General features: G+C 65.6%; 18 protein-coding genes. 4 read left to right on the top strand and 14 right to left on the bottom strand.

What is annotated here, in order from left to right:
* Position 1 precedes the first annotated feature (1 nt).
* From MSG_RS03405 to MSG_RS03390, 4 genes are all read right to left on the bottom strand, one after another.
* Entirely contained in the window at positions 2-289 is a 288-nt protein-coding gene (locus tag MSG_RS03405; protein WP_181159118.1) for a DUF2516 family protein, read from the bottom strand.
* A 73-nt stretch (positions 290-362) separates the two neighbouring features.
* On the bottom strand, positions 363-965 hold the full coding sequence (hbhA, locus tag MSG_RS03400) for a heparin-binding hemagglutinin HbhA (protein WP_096437108.1): 603 nt from the start codon (positions 963-965) through the stop codon (positions 363-365).
* 300 nt (positions 966-1,265) lie between these two features.
* Positions 1,266-1,697: a helix-turn-helix domain-containing protein gene (locus tag MSG_RS03395; protein WP_096437106.1), complete on the bottom strand. Its 432-nt coding sequence runs from the start codon at positions 1,695-1,697 to the stop codon at positions 1,266-1,268.
* A 94-nt stretch (positions 1,698-1,791) separates the two neighbouring features.
* Positions 1,792-3,144: a DUF445 domain-containing protein gene (locus tag MSG_RS03390; RefSeq protein WP_096437104.1), complete on the bottom strand. Its 1,353-nt coding sequence runs from the start codon at positions 3,142-3,144 to the stop codon at positions 1,792-1,794.
* 134 nt (positions 3,145-3,278) lie between these two features.
* On the opposite strand from MSG_RS03390, the gene MSG_RS03385 reads away from it, so the two are divergent.
* Complete coding sequence (locus MSG_RS03385; protein ID WP_096444008.1) at positions 3,279-3,980, top strand: TetR/AcrR family transcriptional regulator; 702 nt, start codon at positions 3,279-3,281, stop codon at positions 3,978-3,980.
* 190 nt (positions 3,981-4,170) lie between these two features.
* A complete protein-coding gene (pcaA, locus tag MSG_RS03380) occupies positions 4,171-5,034 on the top strand; it encodes a cyclopropane mycolic acid synthase PcaA (RefSeq protein WP_096437102.1) in 864 nt (287 codons plus the stop codon).
* A gap of 19 nt (positions 5,035-5,053) precedes the next feature.
* On the opposite strand, the gene MSG_RS03375 is transcribed toward pcaA, so the two are convergent.
* The 4 genes from MSG_RS03375 to MSG_RS03360 form a co-directional block, all read right to left on the bottom strand.
* Positions 5,054-5,914, bottom strand: coding sequence for a cyclopropane mycolic acid synthase family methyltransferase (locus tag MSG_RS03375; protein ID WP_096437100.1), 861 nt, complete (start codon positions 5,912-5,914; stop codon positions 5,054-5,056).
* Positions 5,915-5,989: 75 nt separating this feature from the next.
* Positions 5,990-6,847 (bottom strand): 3-hydroxybutyryl-CoA dehydrogenase, encoded by an 858-nt coding sequence (locus MSG_RS03370; RefSeq protein WP_096437098.1) that lies wholly within the window; start codon positions 6,845-6,847, stop codon positions 5,990-5,992.
* A gap of 173 nt (positions 6,848-7,020) precedes the next feature.
* The gene (aceA, locus tag MSG_RS03365; protein ID WP_096437096.1) at positions 7,021-8,307 is read right to left on the bottom strand and encodes an isocitrate lyase; all 1,287 of its coding nucleotides are present in this window, start codon (positions 8,305-8,307) and stop codon (positions 7,021-7,023) included.
* A 272-nt stretch (positions 8,308-8,579) separates the two neighbouring features.
* Positions 8,580-9,386: an acyl-[acyl-carrier-protein] thioesterase gene (locus MSG_RS03360; RefSeq protein WP_096437094.1), complete on the bottom strand. Its 807-nt coding sequence runs from the start codon at positions 9,384-9,386 to the stop codon at positions 8,580-8,582.
* Between the two features lie 146 nt (positions 9,387-9,532).
* Here MSG_RS03360 and ramB point away from each other — a divergent pair, with 146 nt between their 5' ends.
* Both ramB and MSG_RS03350 read left to right on the top strand, forming a co-directional pair.
* Positions 9,533-10,960, top strand: coding sequence for an acetate metabolism transcriptional regulator RamB (gene ramB / locus MSG_RS03355; protein WP_096437092.1), 1,428 nt, complete (start codon positions 9,533-9,535; stop codon positions 10,958-10,960).
* Entirely contained in the window at positions 10,957-11,532 is a 576-nt protein-coding gene (locus MSG_RS03350) for a carboxymuconolactone decarboxylase family protein (RefSeq protein ID WP_096437090.1), read from the top strand. The genes ramB and MSG_RS03350 overlap by 4 nt, the downstream gene beginning before the upstream one ends.
* Here MSG_RS03350 and MSG_RS03345 read toward each other — a convergent pair.
* The 6 genes from MSG_RS03345 to exaC are packed head-to-tail and all read right to left on the bottom strand — an operon-like array spanning position 11,529 to position 16,124.
* Positions 11,529-11,804 (bottom strand): hypothetical protein, encoded by a 276-nt coding sequence (locus tag MSG_RS03345; protein ID WP_096437088.1) that lies wholly within the window; start codon positions 11,802-11,804, stop codon positions 11,529-11,531. The genes MSG_RS03350 and MSG_RS03345 overlap by 4 nt on opposite strands.
* A gap of 3 nt (positions 11,805-11,807) precedes the next feature.
* Complete coding sequence (gene lpdA / locus MSG_RS03340; RefSeq protein WP_096437086.1) at positions 11,808-13,205, bottom strand: dihydrolipoyl dehydrogenase; 1,398 nt, start codon at positions 13,203-13,205, stop codon at positions 11,808-11,810.
* A gap of 17 nt (positions 13,206-13,222) precedes the next feature.
* A complete protein-coding gene (locus MSG_RS03335; RefSeq protein WP_096437084.1) occupies positions 13,223-13,771 on the bottom strand; it encodes a hypothetical protein in 549 nt (182 codons plus the stop codon).
* On the bottom strand, positions 13,764-14,042 hold the full coding sequence (locus MSG_RS03330; RefSeq protein ID WP_181159119.1) for a putative holin: 279 nt from the start codon (positions 14,040-14,042) through the stop codon (positions 13,764-13,766). The genes MSG_RS03335 and MSG_RS03330 overlap by 8 nt, the downstream gene beginning before the upstream one ends.
* A gap of 10 nt (positions 14,043-14,052) precedes the next feature.
* Positions 14,053-14,601 carry a DUF779 domain-containing protein gene (locus tag MSG_RS03325; RefSeq protein ID WP_096437082.1) on the bottom strand — a complete coding sequence of 183 codons (549 nt, stop codon included), beginning with the start codon at positions 14,599-14,601 and terminating at the stop codon, positions 14,053-14,055.
* Entirely contained in the window at positions 14,601-16,124 is a 1,524-nt protein-coding gene (gene exaC / locus MSG_RS03320) for an acetaldehyde dehydrogenase ExaC (protein ID WP_096437080.1), read from the bottom strand. The genes MSG_RS03325 and exaC overlap by 1 nt, the downstream gene beginning before the upstream one ends.
* Between the last annotated feature and the right edge of the window lie 24 nt (positions 16,125-16,148).

Genomic DNA, 16,148 nt, shown 5'->3' with positions numbered 1-16,148 from the left:
TCTAGCGCGACTTGCCCTGAATTTCGAGGAGCTTGGGCCGCACGTCGACCAGATACACGCCCGCCGCGCAGGCGGCGATCGCCATGCCGAGCACGCCGAAGACGAAACTCAGGATGGATGTCAGGGCCACGGCGCCGCCCAGGATCACCAGCCACACCGGCTTGGTCAGCTTGTCGGCGGCGGTGTAGGCGTCGGTGCGCTGCATCGCCGCGTGAATGAACGCGTACACCGCGGTCACCAGGACGGCGATCTGCAAGATCAACATGACGGTACCCACGGCGTGACTCACGCCTTAAGGGTATGCGGGCCGCGTCGAAAACGTCGACTCCGGGTTGCCCCGAAGGGCAACCCGGAGGTCGAACCTACTTCTGGGTGACCTTCTTGGCTGGGGCCTTCTTCGCCGGGGCCTTCTTCGCCGGGGCCTTCTTGGCCGGGGCCTTCTTGGCCGGGGCCTTCGCCGCCGCCTTGACCGACTCCGCTTTCTTGGGCAGCTCGATACCGACCAGCTTGGCGGCCCGCTCGCCGACCGCGCGGGTCTGCGTCGCGACGGTGCCGAGGGCCTCCTGGGTCAGCTCGACGGCCTGGTCGACGTAGCCCTCGGCGCGCGCCGTGGTCTCCTCGAACGGCCGCTGGCTGCGCAGGCGCTGCAACGCGGCTTCGCCGCGCTCGACCAGCTCGTTGTACCGGTTGGTCGCGGCATCCAGGTAGCCCTCCGCCGCCTTGCGCAGCTCCTCGGGGGTGAAGCGCTCGCGCAGCTCGGTGAACTGGTCGGGCAGGTCGTCCTGCAGCTTGGCCAGGCGGGCACGGCTCTCCTCGACCCGGCTGCGGGTGTCGGTGCGGGTGTCCTCGGCGCGCTCACGCAGGCCGGCGATGAGCTCGTTCACGGTGGCCAGGGCCAGGTCCGCGGCGCCCAGGGCCGCCAGCAACGGAGCCCGCAATTCTTCGATGTTCGAGTTTTCGGCCATGCTGTTTCCTTTCTGGTTTGGATTCGTTATCGGTCGTGTTGCGTCATTCATAGGGAAGTTGGGGCAAGCGCAGGCTCCCTCGAGGGGAGGGTCAAGACCCGCGGATTGACGTCGCACGCGGCTTGCCAAAAACCTCCAATCGGTCGGGTCAGATTGAGGATTGAGGGGACATCGGTGCGGTGGACGCACCCGGGGCTCAGGCCGGGCCGATGTCGACTGCGTTGTCGGTACTCAGCCCGGTAGCGGCCCGCAGCGGTGGGATCACTTGCCTTGCTTGTGAATAGCCCGATGGCCGCCGGTCTATGCCTGCACGGCCTCGTCGGGCGACGAACACTCCTCTTCGGCGTTGGATACGGATTCATTCTGTTGGGCGAACGAGGTGTAGATGTCGAGCAGTATTTGCTTTTGCCGCTCGGTGATGGCCGTGTCGGTGACGATGGCGTCACGCACCTGGCTCTTGTCACTCGGCTCAAGAATGCCGGCCTGCACGTAAAGGACTTCTGCTGACACCCGCAGCGCCTTGGCGATCTGATTGAGAACATCGGCCGACGGCTTGCGCAGTCCGCGTTCGACCTGGCTCAAGTATGGGTTGCTCACGCCGGCCCGCTCGGCCAGCTGGCGGACCGACACCTGAGCGTTTTCCCGCTGGGTGCGGATGAAGCTGCCGATGTCGGAGGCCATGTCGGAGGCAGCGATCGACACCTTGGCGGAGAGTTTGTCCTCCGACGACATCGCGTGCTCCTCAGTCCGATCGCCGTATCCGGCATCAGCGTAGAGACAAGTGCTTGCTTTTGCAAGCACTTGTTAGCGCTACTAGCCACCGCCGCTAGAAGAACAGCTGCGCGACGGCGTAAATCACCAGGCCGGCCAGAGATCCCACCACGGTTCCGTTGATCCGGATGAACTGCAGGTCACGACCGACGTGCAGCTCGATGCGCCGGCTGGCCTCCTCGGCGTCCCAGCGCTCGATCGTGTCGGTGATAATCGCGGTGATTTCGACCCCGTACTGGGTGACCAGGTGCTGGGCCGCCCGCACGATCCAGCTGTCCACCTTGTCGCGCAGGTCGGCGTCGTCGCGGAGCGACTCCCCGATGCGAATCACAGTGTCGGCGATGCGGGTACGCAACGCCGACGACGGGTCGTCGACGCCCTCGAGCACCAGCCGCTTCAGCGTCTTCCACGCCGTCGCCGCCGCGCCGGCGATCTCATCGCGGGCCATCAGCTGCTCCTTGACGGTTTCCGCGCGCGCGATGGTGTCCGGGTCGTGCTGCAGGTCATCGGCGAATTCGAACAGGAAGCGGGTAGCCGAGCGCCGCAGCTCGTGGTCGGGGTTGCGGCGCACCTTGTCGGTGAAGTCCATCAGCTCGCGGTGGATGCGGTCGCCGACGAGATGATCGACGAAGCGCGGCGACCAGGTCGGCGAATCGCGCTCGACCACCCGCTGGATGATCTCGCCCGCGTTCAGCGACCACTGGAACGCCCGGTCGGCGAGCAACTGGATCAGCGCCTCCTGCCGGTTCTCGGCCAGCAGCGTCCCCAGCACCCGGCCCACCGGCGGGCCCCACTGCGGCTCGGCGATGCGGCGCACGATCATCCGGTCGATCACCTGCTGGACGTCCTCGTCGCGCAACAGCTCCACCAGCACGCGCAGCACCGTTGCCGCCTCGCTGGCGACCCGGTGGGCATGTGCGGTCTCCGACAGCCACTTGCCGAGCCGGCCGGGCACCTGAGCGTCGCGCAGCTTGGCCTCTACCACCGCCGGCGACAGAAAGTTCTCCCGCACGAAGGTGCCCAGGCCCTCGCCGAGCTGGTCCTTCTTGCGCTTGATGATCGCGGTGTGCGGAATCGGGATGCCCAACGGGTGCTTGAACAGCGCGGTCACCGCGAACCAGTCGGCCAGCGCGCCCACCATGCCGGCTTCGGCGGCCGCGCCGACGTAACCGACCCACGCGCCGGTGACGGCATGGGCCTGCGCCCACCGGCAGGCGAGGAAGACGACCGTGGCACCGATCAGGAAACTCAGCGCCACCAGTTTCATCCGGCGCAGCGCCACCCGCCGCTCGGCGTCTGCCTTCGGGTCGGCCCCGGCGAAGGATTCCGCGAAGGACGTGCGGGTGCTGCCCGCAGCGGCGGGCGGTCCCGATGTCTCGGATTTCTGCGGGGCTCTGTGTACCACCACACCATCATGTATTGCCGGGGCGAGTATGTGTTACGACAACTGGTCAGCGCGGTTGTCGGGCGGTCGCGTCGGGTCCCCCAACCCACCGCGGCACACCGTAGTATCAAGTCGTCTACGGAATGGAATCGGCGACTGTGGCAGAGCGAATCCCGGCGGCGACCGCGAAGACGGACGGTCGTAAGCGGCGCTGGCATCAACACAAGGTCGACCGGCGCAACGAGCTGGTCGACGGGACCATCGAAGCAATCCGCAGACTCGGCCGCTACCTGAGTATGGACGAGATCGCCGCGGAGATCGGCGTCTCCAAGACCGTGCTCTACCGCTACTTCGTCGACAAGAACGACCTGACGACCGCGGTGATGATGCGGTTCACCCAGACGACTCTGATCCCCAACATGGCCGCCGCCCTGCTGTCGGACCTCGACGGTATCGACCTGACCCGCGAGGTGATCCGGGTGTACGTCGAAACGGTGGCCAACGAACCAGAGCCGTACCGGTTCGTGATGGCGAACAGCTCGGCCAGCAAGAGCAAGGTGATCGCCGACTCCGAGCGGATCATCGCCCGCATGATCGCGGTGCTGATGCGCCGCCGCATGCAGCAGAGCGGCGTGGACACCGGCGGCGCGGAACCCTGGTCCTACCTGATCGTCGGCGGCGTGCAGCTGGCTACCCACTCGTGGATGTCGGATCCGCGGATGACCCGCGACGAGTTGATCGACTACCTGACCATGCTCAGCTGGAGCGCGCTGTGCGGCATCGTCCAGGTCGGCGGGTCCCTGGAGAGATTCCGCGCAGAACCCCACCCTGCCCCGACTGTGCCGCCCGACGCACGCTGAGCAGGTCCGGCGAGGCGAACCCTCCCATTCGTTTGTCGATTGCGCGCACCCGCGTGACCCGGGACTCCAGCCGGGCGTGCAGTCCCAACCTGCTCCAGCCGATAGCATGCAGAGATGCTCCCGGGGCAGACCGACCCCATTTGTCAGTCGGCAGCCCAACGCCCCAGGCCATAGAAAGGCTTACCTTCTAATGTCCGCGCAGCTCACGCCCCATTTTGAGAACGTGCAGGCGCACTATGACCTGTCCGACGACTTCTTCCGGCTGTTTCTGGACCCCACCCAGACCTACAGCTGCGCTTACTTCGAACGTGACGACATGACGCTGCACGAGGCTCAGCTGGCCAAGATCGACCTGTCGTTGGGCAAGCTCAACCTCGAGCCCGGGATGACACTGCTCGACATCGGCTGCGGCTGGGGGGCCACCCTGCGCCGAGCGATCGAGAAATACGACGTCAACGTCGTGGGCCTGACCCTGTCCGAGAACCAGGCCGAGCACGTGCAGAAGTCGTTCGACGAGCTGGACACCCCGCGCACCCGGCGAGTGTTGCTGGAAGGCTGGGAGAAGTTCGACGAGCCGGTCGACCGGATCGTGTCGATCGGCGCCTTCGAGCACTTCGGCCGCGCGCGCTGGGCCCGCTTTTTCGAGATGGCGTATTCGGTGCTGCCGGCCGACGGCATCATGATGCTGCACACGATCGTGCGCCCCTCGTTCAAGGAAGCCAGGGCCAAGGGGCGGCCACTGACGCACGAGGTCGTGCACTTCACGCAGTTCATCCTGACCGAGATCTTCCCCGGCGGCTGGCTGCCCACTCCGCACTTGGTGGAAGAGCACGCGTCCGACGCCGGCTTCAAGCTCACCCGCACCCAGTCGTTGCAGCTCCATTACGCGCGAACCCTCGACCTGTGGGCCGAGGCGCTGGAGTCCAATAAGGACAAGGCCATCGCGCTTCAGTCGCAGCAGGTCTACGACCGGTACATGAAGTACCTGACGGGCTGCGCCAAGCTGTTCAGAGAGGGCTACACGGACATCGATCAGTTCACCTTGGTGAAGTAGCCCGCACGGGCCGTGGCGCCTACTTCACGCAGGTGAACTGCCCGACATTGCTGATCCCTTTCCGGAAGAACTTCTCGCACCCGGTCAGGTAATGCATGTACTTGTCGTACACGGCTTCCGATTGCAGCTCGATGGCTTTCTCCTTGTTGGCTTCCAACTTGGCCGCCCACAGATGCAGCGTGCGCTCGTAGTGCTCCTGCAGCAGCTGCACCCGCTCGATCGTGAAACCCGCGTCGCCCGCGAACTTGAAAATGTCTTCCTGCGCCGGCAGCTGTCCGCCCGGGAAAATCTCGGTGCCGATGAATCGCGCGAAACGAAGGTCGTTCATCGTGATGCTGACGCCGCGCTCGAGCTGTTGCTGCTGGGTGTAGGTCAAGATGGTGTGCAGCAACATTCGGCCGTCGTCGGGAAGGATGTTGTAGGAGCGTTCGAAGAACGCCGCATACCGTTCCATCTTGAACGCTTCGAAGGCACCGATGGTGACGATCCGGTCGACCTTGTCCTCGAATTCCTCCCAGCCCTGCAGCCGCACCTCGACGGTGCGGTCGGTCGGAATCTTGGCGAGCTTGGCTTTGCTGTATTCGAACTGGTTGCGGCTCAGCGTGATACCGATGACGTTGACGTCGAACTTCTCGATCGCCCGCACCAGCGCACCGCCCCAGCCGCAGCCGATGTCCAGCAGTGTCATCCCCGGTTCGAGGTTGAGCTTCCCGAGCGCCAGGTCGAACTTCGCGTTCGACGCCTCTTCGAGAGTCATGTCGTCACGCTCGAAATAGGCGCACGTATAGGCCATCGTGGGGTCGAGGAACAAGGCGAAAAATTCGTTGGAAACGTCGTAGATGGATTGGGATTCTTCGTAATACGGCCGCAATTGGGTCATGCGCGGGTAAAACCTCTCGTCAGTGGACCGCGAGGATCCTATCCAACAAACCAAACGTACGCCAAAGAACGCACGTCAGTAGGCGTAAAAGCCCTGGCCCGATTTCTTTCCCAGCCGGCCGGCCTCGACCATGCGCAGCAGCAAGGGCGGCGGAGCGTAATGCGGCTCCTTGAACTCATCGAACATCTTGTCCGCGATCAGCTTGAGGGTGTCCAGGCCTACGAGATCGGACAGCCGCAGCGGACCCATCGGGTGCGACAGCCCGGCAACGATGGCCTTGTCGACATCGTCGACGGTGGCGAAGCCGGCCTCGACCATCCGGATCGCGGACAGCAGGTAGGGCACCAGCAGCGCATTGACCACGAACCCCGATCGGTCCGAACAACGGACCACCTGCTTGCCCAGCACCGCGGCGGCGAACTCCTCGGTGCGCGCGGCGGCGGCCTCGTCGGTGACCAAGGTGCTGACCAACTCGACCAGCGGGAGCACCGGAACCGGGTTGAAGAAGTGCAGACCCAGCACGCGCTGCGGATTCTTGGTGGCCGCGGCGATCCTCATGATCGGAATGCTGGAGGTGTTCGACGCCAGTACCGCGTCGGGGTCGGTTATGACGCTGTCGAGTTCGGCGAAGACCTGGGCCTTGATGGCGTCGTCTTCAATGATCGCCTCGATGACGAGTTGGCGGTCGGCGAGGTCCTTCAGATCCGTGGTGAAGGTGAGCTTGCTCAGCGCGCGGTCGCGCTCCCGCTCGGTCACCTTGCCGGCGCTGACGCCGCGCTCGAGCGACTTCACGATGCGGTTGCGTCCCGCCGTGATCAGCGCGTCGGTGGTCTCGAACACGGTCACGTCGACACCGGCCCGAACCGAGACCTCGGCGATGCCGGCGCCCATCTGCCCGGCCCCGACAACCCCTACTCGCTGGATCGCTGCCAATTTTGCCTCCTCATACGCGCGAGCAGACGCAGAATCGCATCGACTGGGCTGCAGAAGTGCGACTCTGCGTCTGCTCGGCAGACTAACTCAGCGGCTCAGGCCTTTCGCCCTCAGCTCAGCGACCGACGCCGCCGGTTCAACTTCGTCCTCGCGAGCCCGCGGCCCGCTCGTCCTCAGTGAAACTGACCCTCTTCGGTCGAGCCGGTCAGCGCGGTGGTCGACGAGGTCGGGTCCACCGTGGTGGCGATGCGGTCGAAGTAACCCGCACCGACCTCACGCTGGTGCTTGGTGGCGGTGTAGCCGCGCTCCTCGGCGTCGAACTCGCGCTCCTGCAGCTCGACGTAGGCGCTCATCTGGTTGCGGGCGTAGCCGTAGGCCAGATCGAACATCGAGTAGTTCAGCGCGTGGAAGCCGGCCAGCGTGATGAACTGGAACTTGAATCCCATTGCGCCCAGCTCCTTTTGGAACTTGGCGATGGTCGCGTCGTCGAGGTGCTTCTTCCAGTTGAACGACGGCGAGCAGTTGTAGGCCAGCATCTGGTCGGGGAACTCGGATTTGACGCCCTCGGCGAACTTCGCCGCCAGCTCCAGGTCCGGAGTGCCGGTCTCCATCCAGATCAGGTCAGAGTACGGCGCGTAGGCCTTGGCCCGGGCGATGCAGGGCTCCAAGCCGTTCTTGACCCGGTAGAAGCCTTCCTTGGTCCGCTCACCGGTGATGAACGGCTGGTCGCGCTCGTCGACGTCGGACGTGATCAGCGTGGCCGCCTCGGCGTCGGTGCGCGCGATGACGACGGTCGGCACGTCGGCGACGTCGGCCGCCAGACGGGCCGAGGTCAGGGTACGGATGTGCTGCTGGGTCGGGATCAGCACCTTGCCGCCGAGGTGGCCGCACTTCTTCTCGGAGGCCAGCTGGTCTTCCCAATGCGAACCGGCGACACCGGCGGCGATCATGGCCTTCTGCAGCTCGTAGACGTTGAGCGCGCCACCGAAGCCCGCCTCACCGTCGGCGACGATCGGGGCGAGCCAGTTCTCCACCGAGGTGTCGCCCTCGACCTTGGCGATCTGGTCGGCACGCAGCAACGCGTTGTTGATCCGGCGAACGACCTGCGGCACCGAGTTGGCCGGGTACAGGCTCTGGTCGGGGTAGGTGTGGCCGGAGAGGTTGGCGTCACCGGCGACCTGCCAACCCGACAGGTAGATGGCCTTGAGGCCGGCGCGCACCTGCTGGACGGCCATGTTGCCGGTCAGCGCGCCGAGCGCGTTGACGAACTCCAGGTCGTGCAGCTGGTTCCACAGCACCTCGGCGCCGCGGCGGGCCAGGGTGGCCTCCTCCACGACGCTGCCCTGCAGCGCGAGGACGTCCTCGGCGCTGTAGGTGCGGGTGACACCCTTCCAACGGGGGTTGGTGTCCCAGTCCTTCTTGATCTGTTCGGCGCTCTTCGGGGCTCCAGCGACAGACATTGGGCTTGACTCCTTCAACTCAAATGGTGAACGGCTAACGCCACACCGCCGGCTGGGCGGTGGCTAACGGCTTAACTTCACTGGCGTGCTAACACGACCATGGCATAGCCCGTTGATGCTGGTCCACCCATTTCAGTTGCCAATTTAGGCTACGACACGGCCCAGACTTGCGAAGCTTGCGAAGGAGGCGTGTAACTTAACCGTTTCAGAAGCTACCGGCTGGTAACAAGAATTCGCAGGTCACACAGGGATTTAACGGTACGCTTGTCCGGTTAAACCGCGAAGATCGATGCGACGGCTTTCGTCTCGTCGCCGACCGCGTATGTGAGCGTTGTAACAGCCCGATCGGCCAGCCCCGGGCCGAATTGATCCGTGGATCCGGCCGGGTGAACACGCGACAGGATCTCGAGTTTGTCGCCTAGGGCGACGGGAGCCTCGTGCTCGATGGTGATGCGCAGCGCCCGTTCCGGAAGCCCGGCCAGCAGCTCGGGGTGCGACGCCAGGTAGTCCTCGATCACGCTCCAGTACACGGAGTTGTTCATGTGATCGAACAGGTCGATGTCGGTGACCCGGACCGGGAACTCGTGGATCTCCGACGCCTCGCCGCGGGTGAACGGCTTCAGGTAGCCCTTCCACCGCAGCCGGTCGACCGACGTCGTCTTGTGCAGGCCCGCCAGGAAGTCGTCGGCGATGCGCGACGGCATCTGGGTTTCCCGGTTGATGTTGATCCAGAACGCCTCGGATTCGATCAGCCCGCCCTTGCGCCCGTCGATGCGGACCCGCATCTCGCACCATCGGTTCGAGGTGCCCGAACACCAGCGCCGACAGCGCAGCATGTCCTGGAACTCGATCGGGCGGATCAGGTCGACCATGGTGCGGCGGACGATCCACAGCGGGTGGGTCTCCTCGAAACCCATCTGGCGCAGCTGGTCCTGGCCGATGTCCTGGATGTGCCGGCAGGCGGCGTCCAAGCGCAGCCGGCCGGTGCGGTCGATGTCGCCGACCCGCAGCGGCCATTCGCGATCGAACACGTCGGGATGACCGTCGAGCACCGGCATCATTTTTTTGTCCAGGCTCACCAATGCGCTCCCCGTTGTACGTTCCTGCGTACCTCAGGCTAACCCGAGGCCCCCGGTGCGGATCATGCCGATGCGCCCGGTCGAAGACCAGCGACCTGTGCGAACTCTGCAAACCACACCTTCACATTCGCGAGTACGCTCAAAAAATGTCCAAGACATCCCGGACGTTTGTGGGCTCCCGCGTGCGCCAACTACGCAGTGAGCGCGGATTTTCTCAGGCGGCGCTGGCTCAGATGCTCGACATCTCGCCGAGTTATCTCAACCAGATCGAACACGACGTCCGCCCGCTGACGGTCGCCGTGCTGCTGCGCATCACCGAGGTGTTCGGGGTGGACGCGACCTTCTTCGCGCCGCAGGACGACACCCGGCTGGTCGCCGAACTGCGGGAGGTGACGATGGACCGCGACCTGGACATCGATGTCGACCCGCCCGAGATCGCCGAGATGGTCAGCGCGCATCCCGCCCTGGCCCGGGCCGTGGTCAACCTGCACCGGCGCTACCGGATCACCACCGCCCAGCTCGCCGCCGCCACCGAGGAAAGGTTCTTCGACGGCAGCAGCGGCAGCGGTTCGATCACCATGCCGCACGAAGAGGTGCGCGACTATTTCTACGAGCGGCAGAACTACCTGCACGAGCTGGACACCGCGGCCGAAAACCTGACCAACCAGATGCGGTTGCACCACGGCGATCTGGCCCGCGAGCTGACGCGGCGACTCACCGAGGTGCACGGGGTGCACATCACCAAGCGGATCGACCTCGGCGAGGCCGTGCTGCACCGCTACGACACCGGGACCAAGACGCTGGAAATCAACAACCACCTGTCACTGGGCCAGCAGGTTTTCAAGATGGCCGCCGAACTGGCCTACCTAGAGTTCGGCGACCTGATCAACAGCATGGTCGCCGAGGGCAAGTTCACCAGCCCGGAGTCGCACACGCTGGCCCGGCTGGGATTGGCCAATTACTTCGCCGCCGCCGCGGTGTTGCCCTACCGCCAGTTCCACGACGTCGCGGAGAATTTTCGCTACGACGTCGAGCGACTGTCCTCGTTCTATTCGGTGAGTTACGAGACCATCGCACACCGGCTTTCCACGATGCAGCGGCCGTCGATGCGCGGCGTGCCATTTTCCTTCGTCCGGGTGGACCGGGCGGGGAACATGTCGAAGCGCCAGTCCGCCACAGGTTTTCACTTCTCCTCCAGCGGTGGGACCTGCCCGTTGTGGAACGTCTACGAGACGTTCGCCTACCCCGGCAAGATCCTAGTGCAGATCGCGCAGATGCCCGACGGGCGCAACTATATGTGGGTGGCACGCACGGTGGAACGCCGCGCTGCGCGGTATGGTCAGCCCGGCAAAACCTTTGCCATCGGTCTGGGCTGCGAGCTTCGCCATGCGCACCGGCTCGTCTACTCGGAAGGACTCGATTTGTCCGGGGACGTTGCGACACCCATCGGCGCGGGATGCCGGGTCTGCGAACGCGACAACTGCCCGCAGCGGGCCTTCCCCGCGCTGGGGCGATCACTTGACCTCGACGAACACCGCAGCACGGTCTCGCCGTATCTGGTGAAGCAGACATGACCGACGAGCAGGTCGGGCGAGTGCCGTCGTCCAGCAAGCTGCGCCGGCTCGGCCCGCTGAACTGGGCCCTGGCCAAAGGGGCTGCGCGCACCACGCGGGCACCCGAGATGCATCTGTTCACCACGCTCGGTCAGCGCCAGGGGCTGTTTTGGGCGTGGTCGCTTTACGGCGGCCGGCTGCTGCACGGCCGACTGCCGCGCGTCGACACCGAACTGGTGATCCTGCGCGTCGCGCATTTGCGCTCGTGCGAATACGAGCTGCAGCATCATCGTCAGATGGCGCGCCAGCATGGTCTGGACGCTCACATGCAGGCCACGATCTTCGCCTGGCCCGACGTCCCGGAGGGCGACGGACCGCGAAAGATCTTGAGCGCCAGGCAACAGGCGCTGCTCAAGGCGACCGATGAGTTGATCAATGACCGGTCCGTCAGCGACGACACCTGGCAACAGCTGGCGGCGCACCTTGATCGGCGGCTACTCATCGAATTCTGCTTGCTCGCAACACAATACGACGCGCTGGCCGCGACGATCACCGCGCTGAAGGTGCCGCTGGACTACCCGGGCAGCCGTTAGATGTAGATGTTGGCCAGCACGGCCAGCGTGAGTATCACCGGCAGCGTCGGCAGGCCGAAAGCCAATGCCGCCCAAGGATATCGGCCGCGCCGGCCCAGCCGCCAGCCCCATACCCCGGCGACCAGCGCCAGCACGGCCGATGCCACCAGGACCACCGGTGCCCACCGGCCGGCCGTCGCGTTGTCGCCGGCAACCGAGATGGCGATCAGCCACAGCACATAGCCGACGACCACGCCGCCGATGGCACCGACAATGGTGTCCCCACGGATCATCGGCTAGAAGTTGATCATGTGGCCGGTTAGGCCGTGGAAGCACTCTTGCAGCGCCTCGGACATGGTCGGATGCGTGTGCACGTTGCGCGCCAGCTCGGTGGCGGTCAGGTCCCACTTCTGCGCCAGTGTGAGCTCCGGCAGCAGCTCGGACACGTCGTGGCCGACCAGGTGCCCGCCCAGCAGCTCGCCGTACTTGGCGTCGGCGACCAGCTTGACGAATCCGCTCGGGTCACCGACGCCGTGCGCCTTGGCGTTCGCAGTGAACGGGAACTTCGCCACCACCACGTCGTAACCCTCGTCGCGGGCCTGCTCCTCGGTGAGCCCGAAGCTGGCCACATTGGGCTGGCAGAACGTGGCGCGCGGGAGCATGCGGTAGTCGCCGAGCGCCAATGTCTCTGCGCCGGCGATGGTTTCGGCGGCGACCACCCCTTGGGCCTCGGCGACGTGGGCGAGCTGCAGCTTGCCGGTGACGTCGCCGATGGCGTAGATGTGGTCGACGTTGGTGCGCATGTAGTCGGTGATCCCGATGGCCCGACGGTCGGTCAGCGCGACCCCGGCGGCGTCCAGCCCGTAGCCCTCGACGTTGGGCGCAAAGCCGATGGCCTGCAACACCTTTTCGGCCTTGAGCTGTTGGTTGTTGCCGTCCTTGCTGACGCTGACCGTGACCTCGGAACCACCGTCGGTGATGGACTCGACCTTGGTTCCGGTCAATATCTTCACGCCCAGCTTCTTGAACTGCTTCTCGATCTCTTTGGAGGCGTCGGCGTCCTCGTTGGGCAGCGCGCGCGGCAGGAACTCGACGATGGTCACGTCGACGCCGTAGTTCTTCAGCACGTAGCCGAATTCCATGCCGATGGCGCCGGCCCCGGCGATGATGATCGACTGGGGCAGCTCCCGGGTCAGGATCAGCTTCTCGTAGGTGACCACGTTTTCCGACAGCGTGGTGCCGGGAACCAGCCGGGTGCTGCTGCCGGTGGCGATGATGATGTTGTCGAAGGTGACCGTGTCGGTCCCGCCCTCGTTCAGGTCGACCGACAACGTGTGGGCGTCGGTGAACTTCCCGTAGCCGTGGATCTCGGTGATCTTGTTCTTCTTCATCAGGAAGTGCACGCCGGCGACGCGGCCCTCGGCGACCTTGCGGCTGCGGTCGAAGGCGACCCCGTAATCGAACGTCGCCTCGCCGCTGATGCCAAACGTCTTGGCCTCTTTGGTGAAGATGTGCGCGAGTTCGGCGTTGCGCAGCAGCGCCTTGGACGGGATGCAGCCGACGTTGAGGCAGACGCCACCCCAGTATTTCGGTTCGACGACTGCGGTGTTCAGGCCGAGTTGCGCGGCACGAATAGCGGCGACATAACCGCCGGGACCGGCTCCGAGGACGACGACGTCATAGTGAGAAGTCACGAGCCCACCCTAATGGGTCAATACGGGATGACGCCGATCAGACAATGACCCGCGCGCGCGCAGTAGTAATAGCCGTACAGCGGCGCCGCCGCGGCGACGGACGCGAACGGCCCCGACATCACCGCGATGGACAACGCCGAGATCAGCGGCCTGCCCTGCACCATCGCCAGCATCACCCCGCCCACCGCGCACGCGACGACATAGACCAGCACCATGAACACCGCCGGCGTCTTGTCGATCGTGTGATACCACCAATAGAACAGGCTGAGGCCGACCTCGGCCGCGCCGATCCACACGCCCAGGATCACCAGGACCAGCTTCCACCACTTCAGGTACTGGTAACGCCCGGGGACGGCGACCGGGTGCACCGACGCCGCAACCGATTCGGCGTGCTCGACGGGGGCCTCGGCCTCGTGCGCGGGCTCCGGCGCGGCGGACGGCTTTGCCGGAAGCGTGCCCGTGTCGTCGAAATTCGGCTTGAACGGCACCGAGTGCTCGCCGCTGTCCTCGGAATCGCCGAAGTCCGGCACGAAGGCCCGCGTACCGGTGTCCTCGTCGTCAGGCACCGGAGGTCACCTGGATTGCGACGAGGACCCCCAACCAACCGGGCGTCAGGGCGAGGATGAACGCGCCGACCATGGTGACCCACCGGCGCCCCGAGAACAGAATCACCAGCAGGCCGAGGATGCTGGGCAGCCCGGCGACCAGGGCGATGATGATGTCGGGGCGGACCCGGGCGTGCATCACCAGCGTGCCCGCGACTCCCGCCAGCAGGCCGACCGCGATGCCGATCAACATGGCGCTGGCCAGCAGCCAGGGGCGCGGCAGCGGGATCACTCTGACGACCTTACTGCGGTTCGGCAGGGCCAGCCGGGCACGTTTCCGGCGCGGTCTCGCCGACCACCGGGCCGCGTATCGCCGGACGTTCGCCGCGCTCGTAGCCGGCGCCGGTGATGACGGGAGCGGCTGCCAGCTGAGCCTTTTCGTCGTCGGTGAAGACCCGGCCCCGGCTCAGGAACCGCACGCCCTCCGGAGCTTCCAGGCTGAACCCGCCGCCGCGGCCCGGCACGATGTCGATGACCAGCTGGGTGTGCTTCCAGGCACGGTACTGCGGACCCGAGATCCACACCGGCACGCCCCCCGAGCCTGGAGCGGCCACGTCGAGGACGCCGAGCAGGACGTCGCGATCGCCGACTAGAAAGTCCCCGACCGGGTAGCACATCGGCGACGACCCGTCGCAGCAGCCGCCGGACTGGTGGAACATCACCGGGCCGTGCCGGTCCTGCAGTCGAGTCAGCAACTCGGCGGCCGCGGCGGTGACGACCACCGGCGCCGGCACGACATAATGGCGCCACTCCTCCTCATCGCTGCGCTCTGCGTCGTCGCCGACGCGCATCAGAAGAAGCCCTGCGCCTTGTCGGTGTAGGACACCAGCAGATTCTTGGTCTGCTGGTAGTGGTCGAGCGCCATCTGGTGGGTTTCCCGGCCGAACCCGGATTGCTTGTATCCGCCGAAAGCCGCGTGCGGCGGATAGACGTGGTAGCAGTTCACCCACACCCGGCCCGCCTTGATATCGCGGCCGGCGCGGTAGGCGGTGTTGCCGTCGCGGCTCCACACGCCGGCACCGAGGCCGTACAGGGTGTCGTTGGCAATCGCGAGAGCGTCGTCGTAGTCGCCGAACGACGTCACCGCGACCACCGGCCCGAAGATCTCCTCCTGGAAAATACGCATCTTGTTGTTGCCGGCGAAGATCGTTGGCTGCACGTAGTAGCCACCGGACAGGTCGCCACCGAGCTCGGCGCGCTCACCGCCGGTGACGACCTTGGCGCCCTCGGCCTTGCCGATCTCGATGTAGGACAAGATCTTTTCGAGCTGGTCGTTGGAGGCCTGCGAGCCCAGCATGGTCTCGGTGTCCAGCGGGTCGCCCTGCCGGACCGCCTTGGTGCGGATCGCGGCCAATTCCAGAAACTCGTCGTGGATGTCGGATTGGATCAGGCTGCGCGACGGGCAGGTGCAGACCTCGCCCTGATTGAGGGCGAACATCGTGAAGCCCTCGAGGGCCTTGTCCTGGAAGTTGTCGTTGGCGGCCATCACGTCGGAGAAGAAGATGTTCGGGCTCTTGCCGCCGAGCTCGAGCGTGACCGGGATCAGGTTCTGCGAGGCGTACTGCATGATCAACCGCCCGGTGGTGGTCTCCCCAGTGAACGACACCTTGGCGATGCGGTCACTGGACGCCAGCGGCTTGCCGGCCTCGACGCCGAAGCCACTGACAATGTTGACCACGCCCGGCGGGATCAGGTCGCCGATCAGCGACATCAGGTACAGGATCGAGGCCGGCGTCTGCTCGGCGGGCTTGAGCACCACCGTGTTGCCCGCGGCCAGGGCCGGCGCCAGCTTCCAGGCGCCCATCAGGATCGGGAAGTTCCACGGGATGATCTGCCCGACCACCCCGAGCGGCTCGTGGAAGTGGTAGGCGACGGTGTCGTCGTCGATCTGTGACAGCGAGCCCTCCTGGGCGCGGATCGCCGCGGCGAAATACCGGAAGTGGTCGGCGGCCAGCGGGATGTCGGCGGCCAGCGTCTCGCGGATGGGTTTGCCGTTGTCCCACACCTCGGCCAGCGCCAGCGCGTCGGTGTTGGCCTCGATGCGGTCGGCGATCTTGTTCAGCACGGCGGCGCGCTCGCCCGGGGACGTCTTACCCCAGGCGGGGGCGGCCGCGTGGGCGGCGTCGAGTGCCTTGTCGACGTCGGACTCGTCGCTGCGCGCGACTTCGCAAAACACCTGCCCGGTCACCGGTGTCGGGTTTTCGAAGTACAGACCCTTGGCCGGTTTCACCCACTGCCCCCCGATGAAGTTGTCGTAGCGCGACTCATAGGACATCAGCGCCCCGGCAGCACCGGGACGTGCGAAAACGGTCATCTCCTCGGCTCCTCGTCCGGCTGT

The organism is Mycobacterium shigaense, from assembly GCF_002356315.1.
Classification (GTDB): domain Bacteria; phylum Actinomycetota; class Actinomycetes; order Mycobacteriales; family Mycobacteriaceae; genus Mycobacterium; species Mycobacterium shigaense.
This window is presented reverse-complemented; position numbering and strand designations above follow the sequence as displayed.

Coding starts and splice junctions, on each gene's coding strand:
- hbhA (WP_096437108.1), bottom strand. CDS start 965: ATGGCCGAAAACTCGAACATCGAAGAATTGCGGGCTCCGTTGCTGGCG.
- MSG_RS03395 (WP_096437106.1), bottom strand. CDS start 1,697: ATGTCGTCGGAGGACAAACTCTCCGCCAAGGTGTCGATCGCTGCCTCC.
- pcaA (WP_096437102.1), top strand. CDS start 4,171: ATGTCCGCGCAGCTCACGCCCCATTTTGAGAACGTGCAGGCGCACTAT.
- MSG_RS03375 (WP_096437100.1), bottom strand. CDS start 5,914: ATGACCCAATTGCGGCCGTATTACGAAGAATCCCAATCCATCTACGAC.
- aceA (WP_096437096.1), bottom strand. CDS start 8,307: ATGTCTGTCGCTGGAGCCCCGAAGAGCGCCGAACAGATCAAGAAGGAC.
- ramB (WP_096437092.1), top strand. CDS start 9,533: ATGTCCAAGACATCCCGGACGTTTGTGGGCTCCCGCGTGCGCCAACTA.
- MSG_RS03350 (WP_096437090.1), top strand. CDS start 10,957: ATGACCGACGAGCAGGTCGGGCGAGTGCCGTCGTCCAGCAAGCTGCGC.
- MSG_RS03345 (WP_096437088.1), bottom strand. CDS start 11,804: ATGATCCGTGGGGACACCATTGTCGGTGCCATCGGCGGCGTGGTCGTC.
- MSG_RS03325 (WP_096437082.1), bottom strand. CDS start 14,601: ATGCGCGTCGGCGACGACGCAGAGCGCAGCGATGAGGAGGAGTGGCGC.
- exaC (WP_096437080.1), bottom strand. CDS start 16,124: ATGACCGTTTTCGCACGTCCCGGTGCTGCCGGGGCGCTGATGTCCTAT.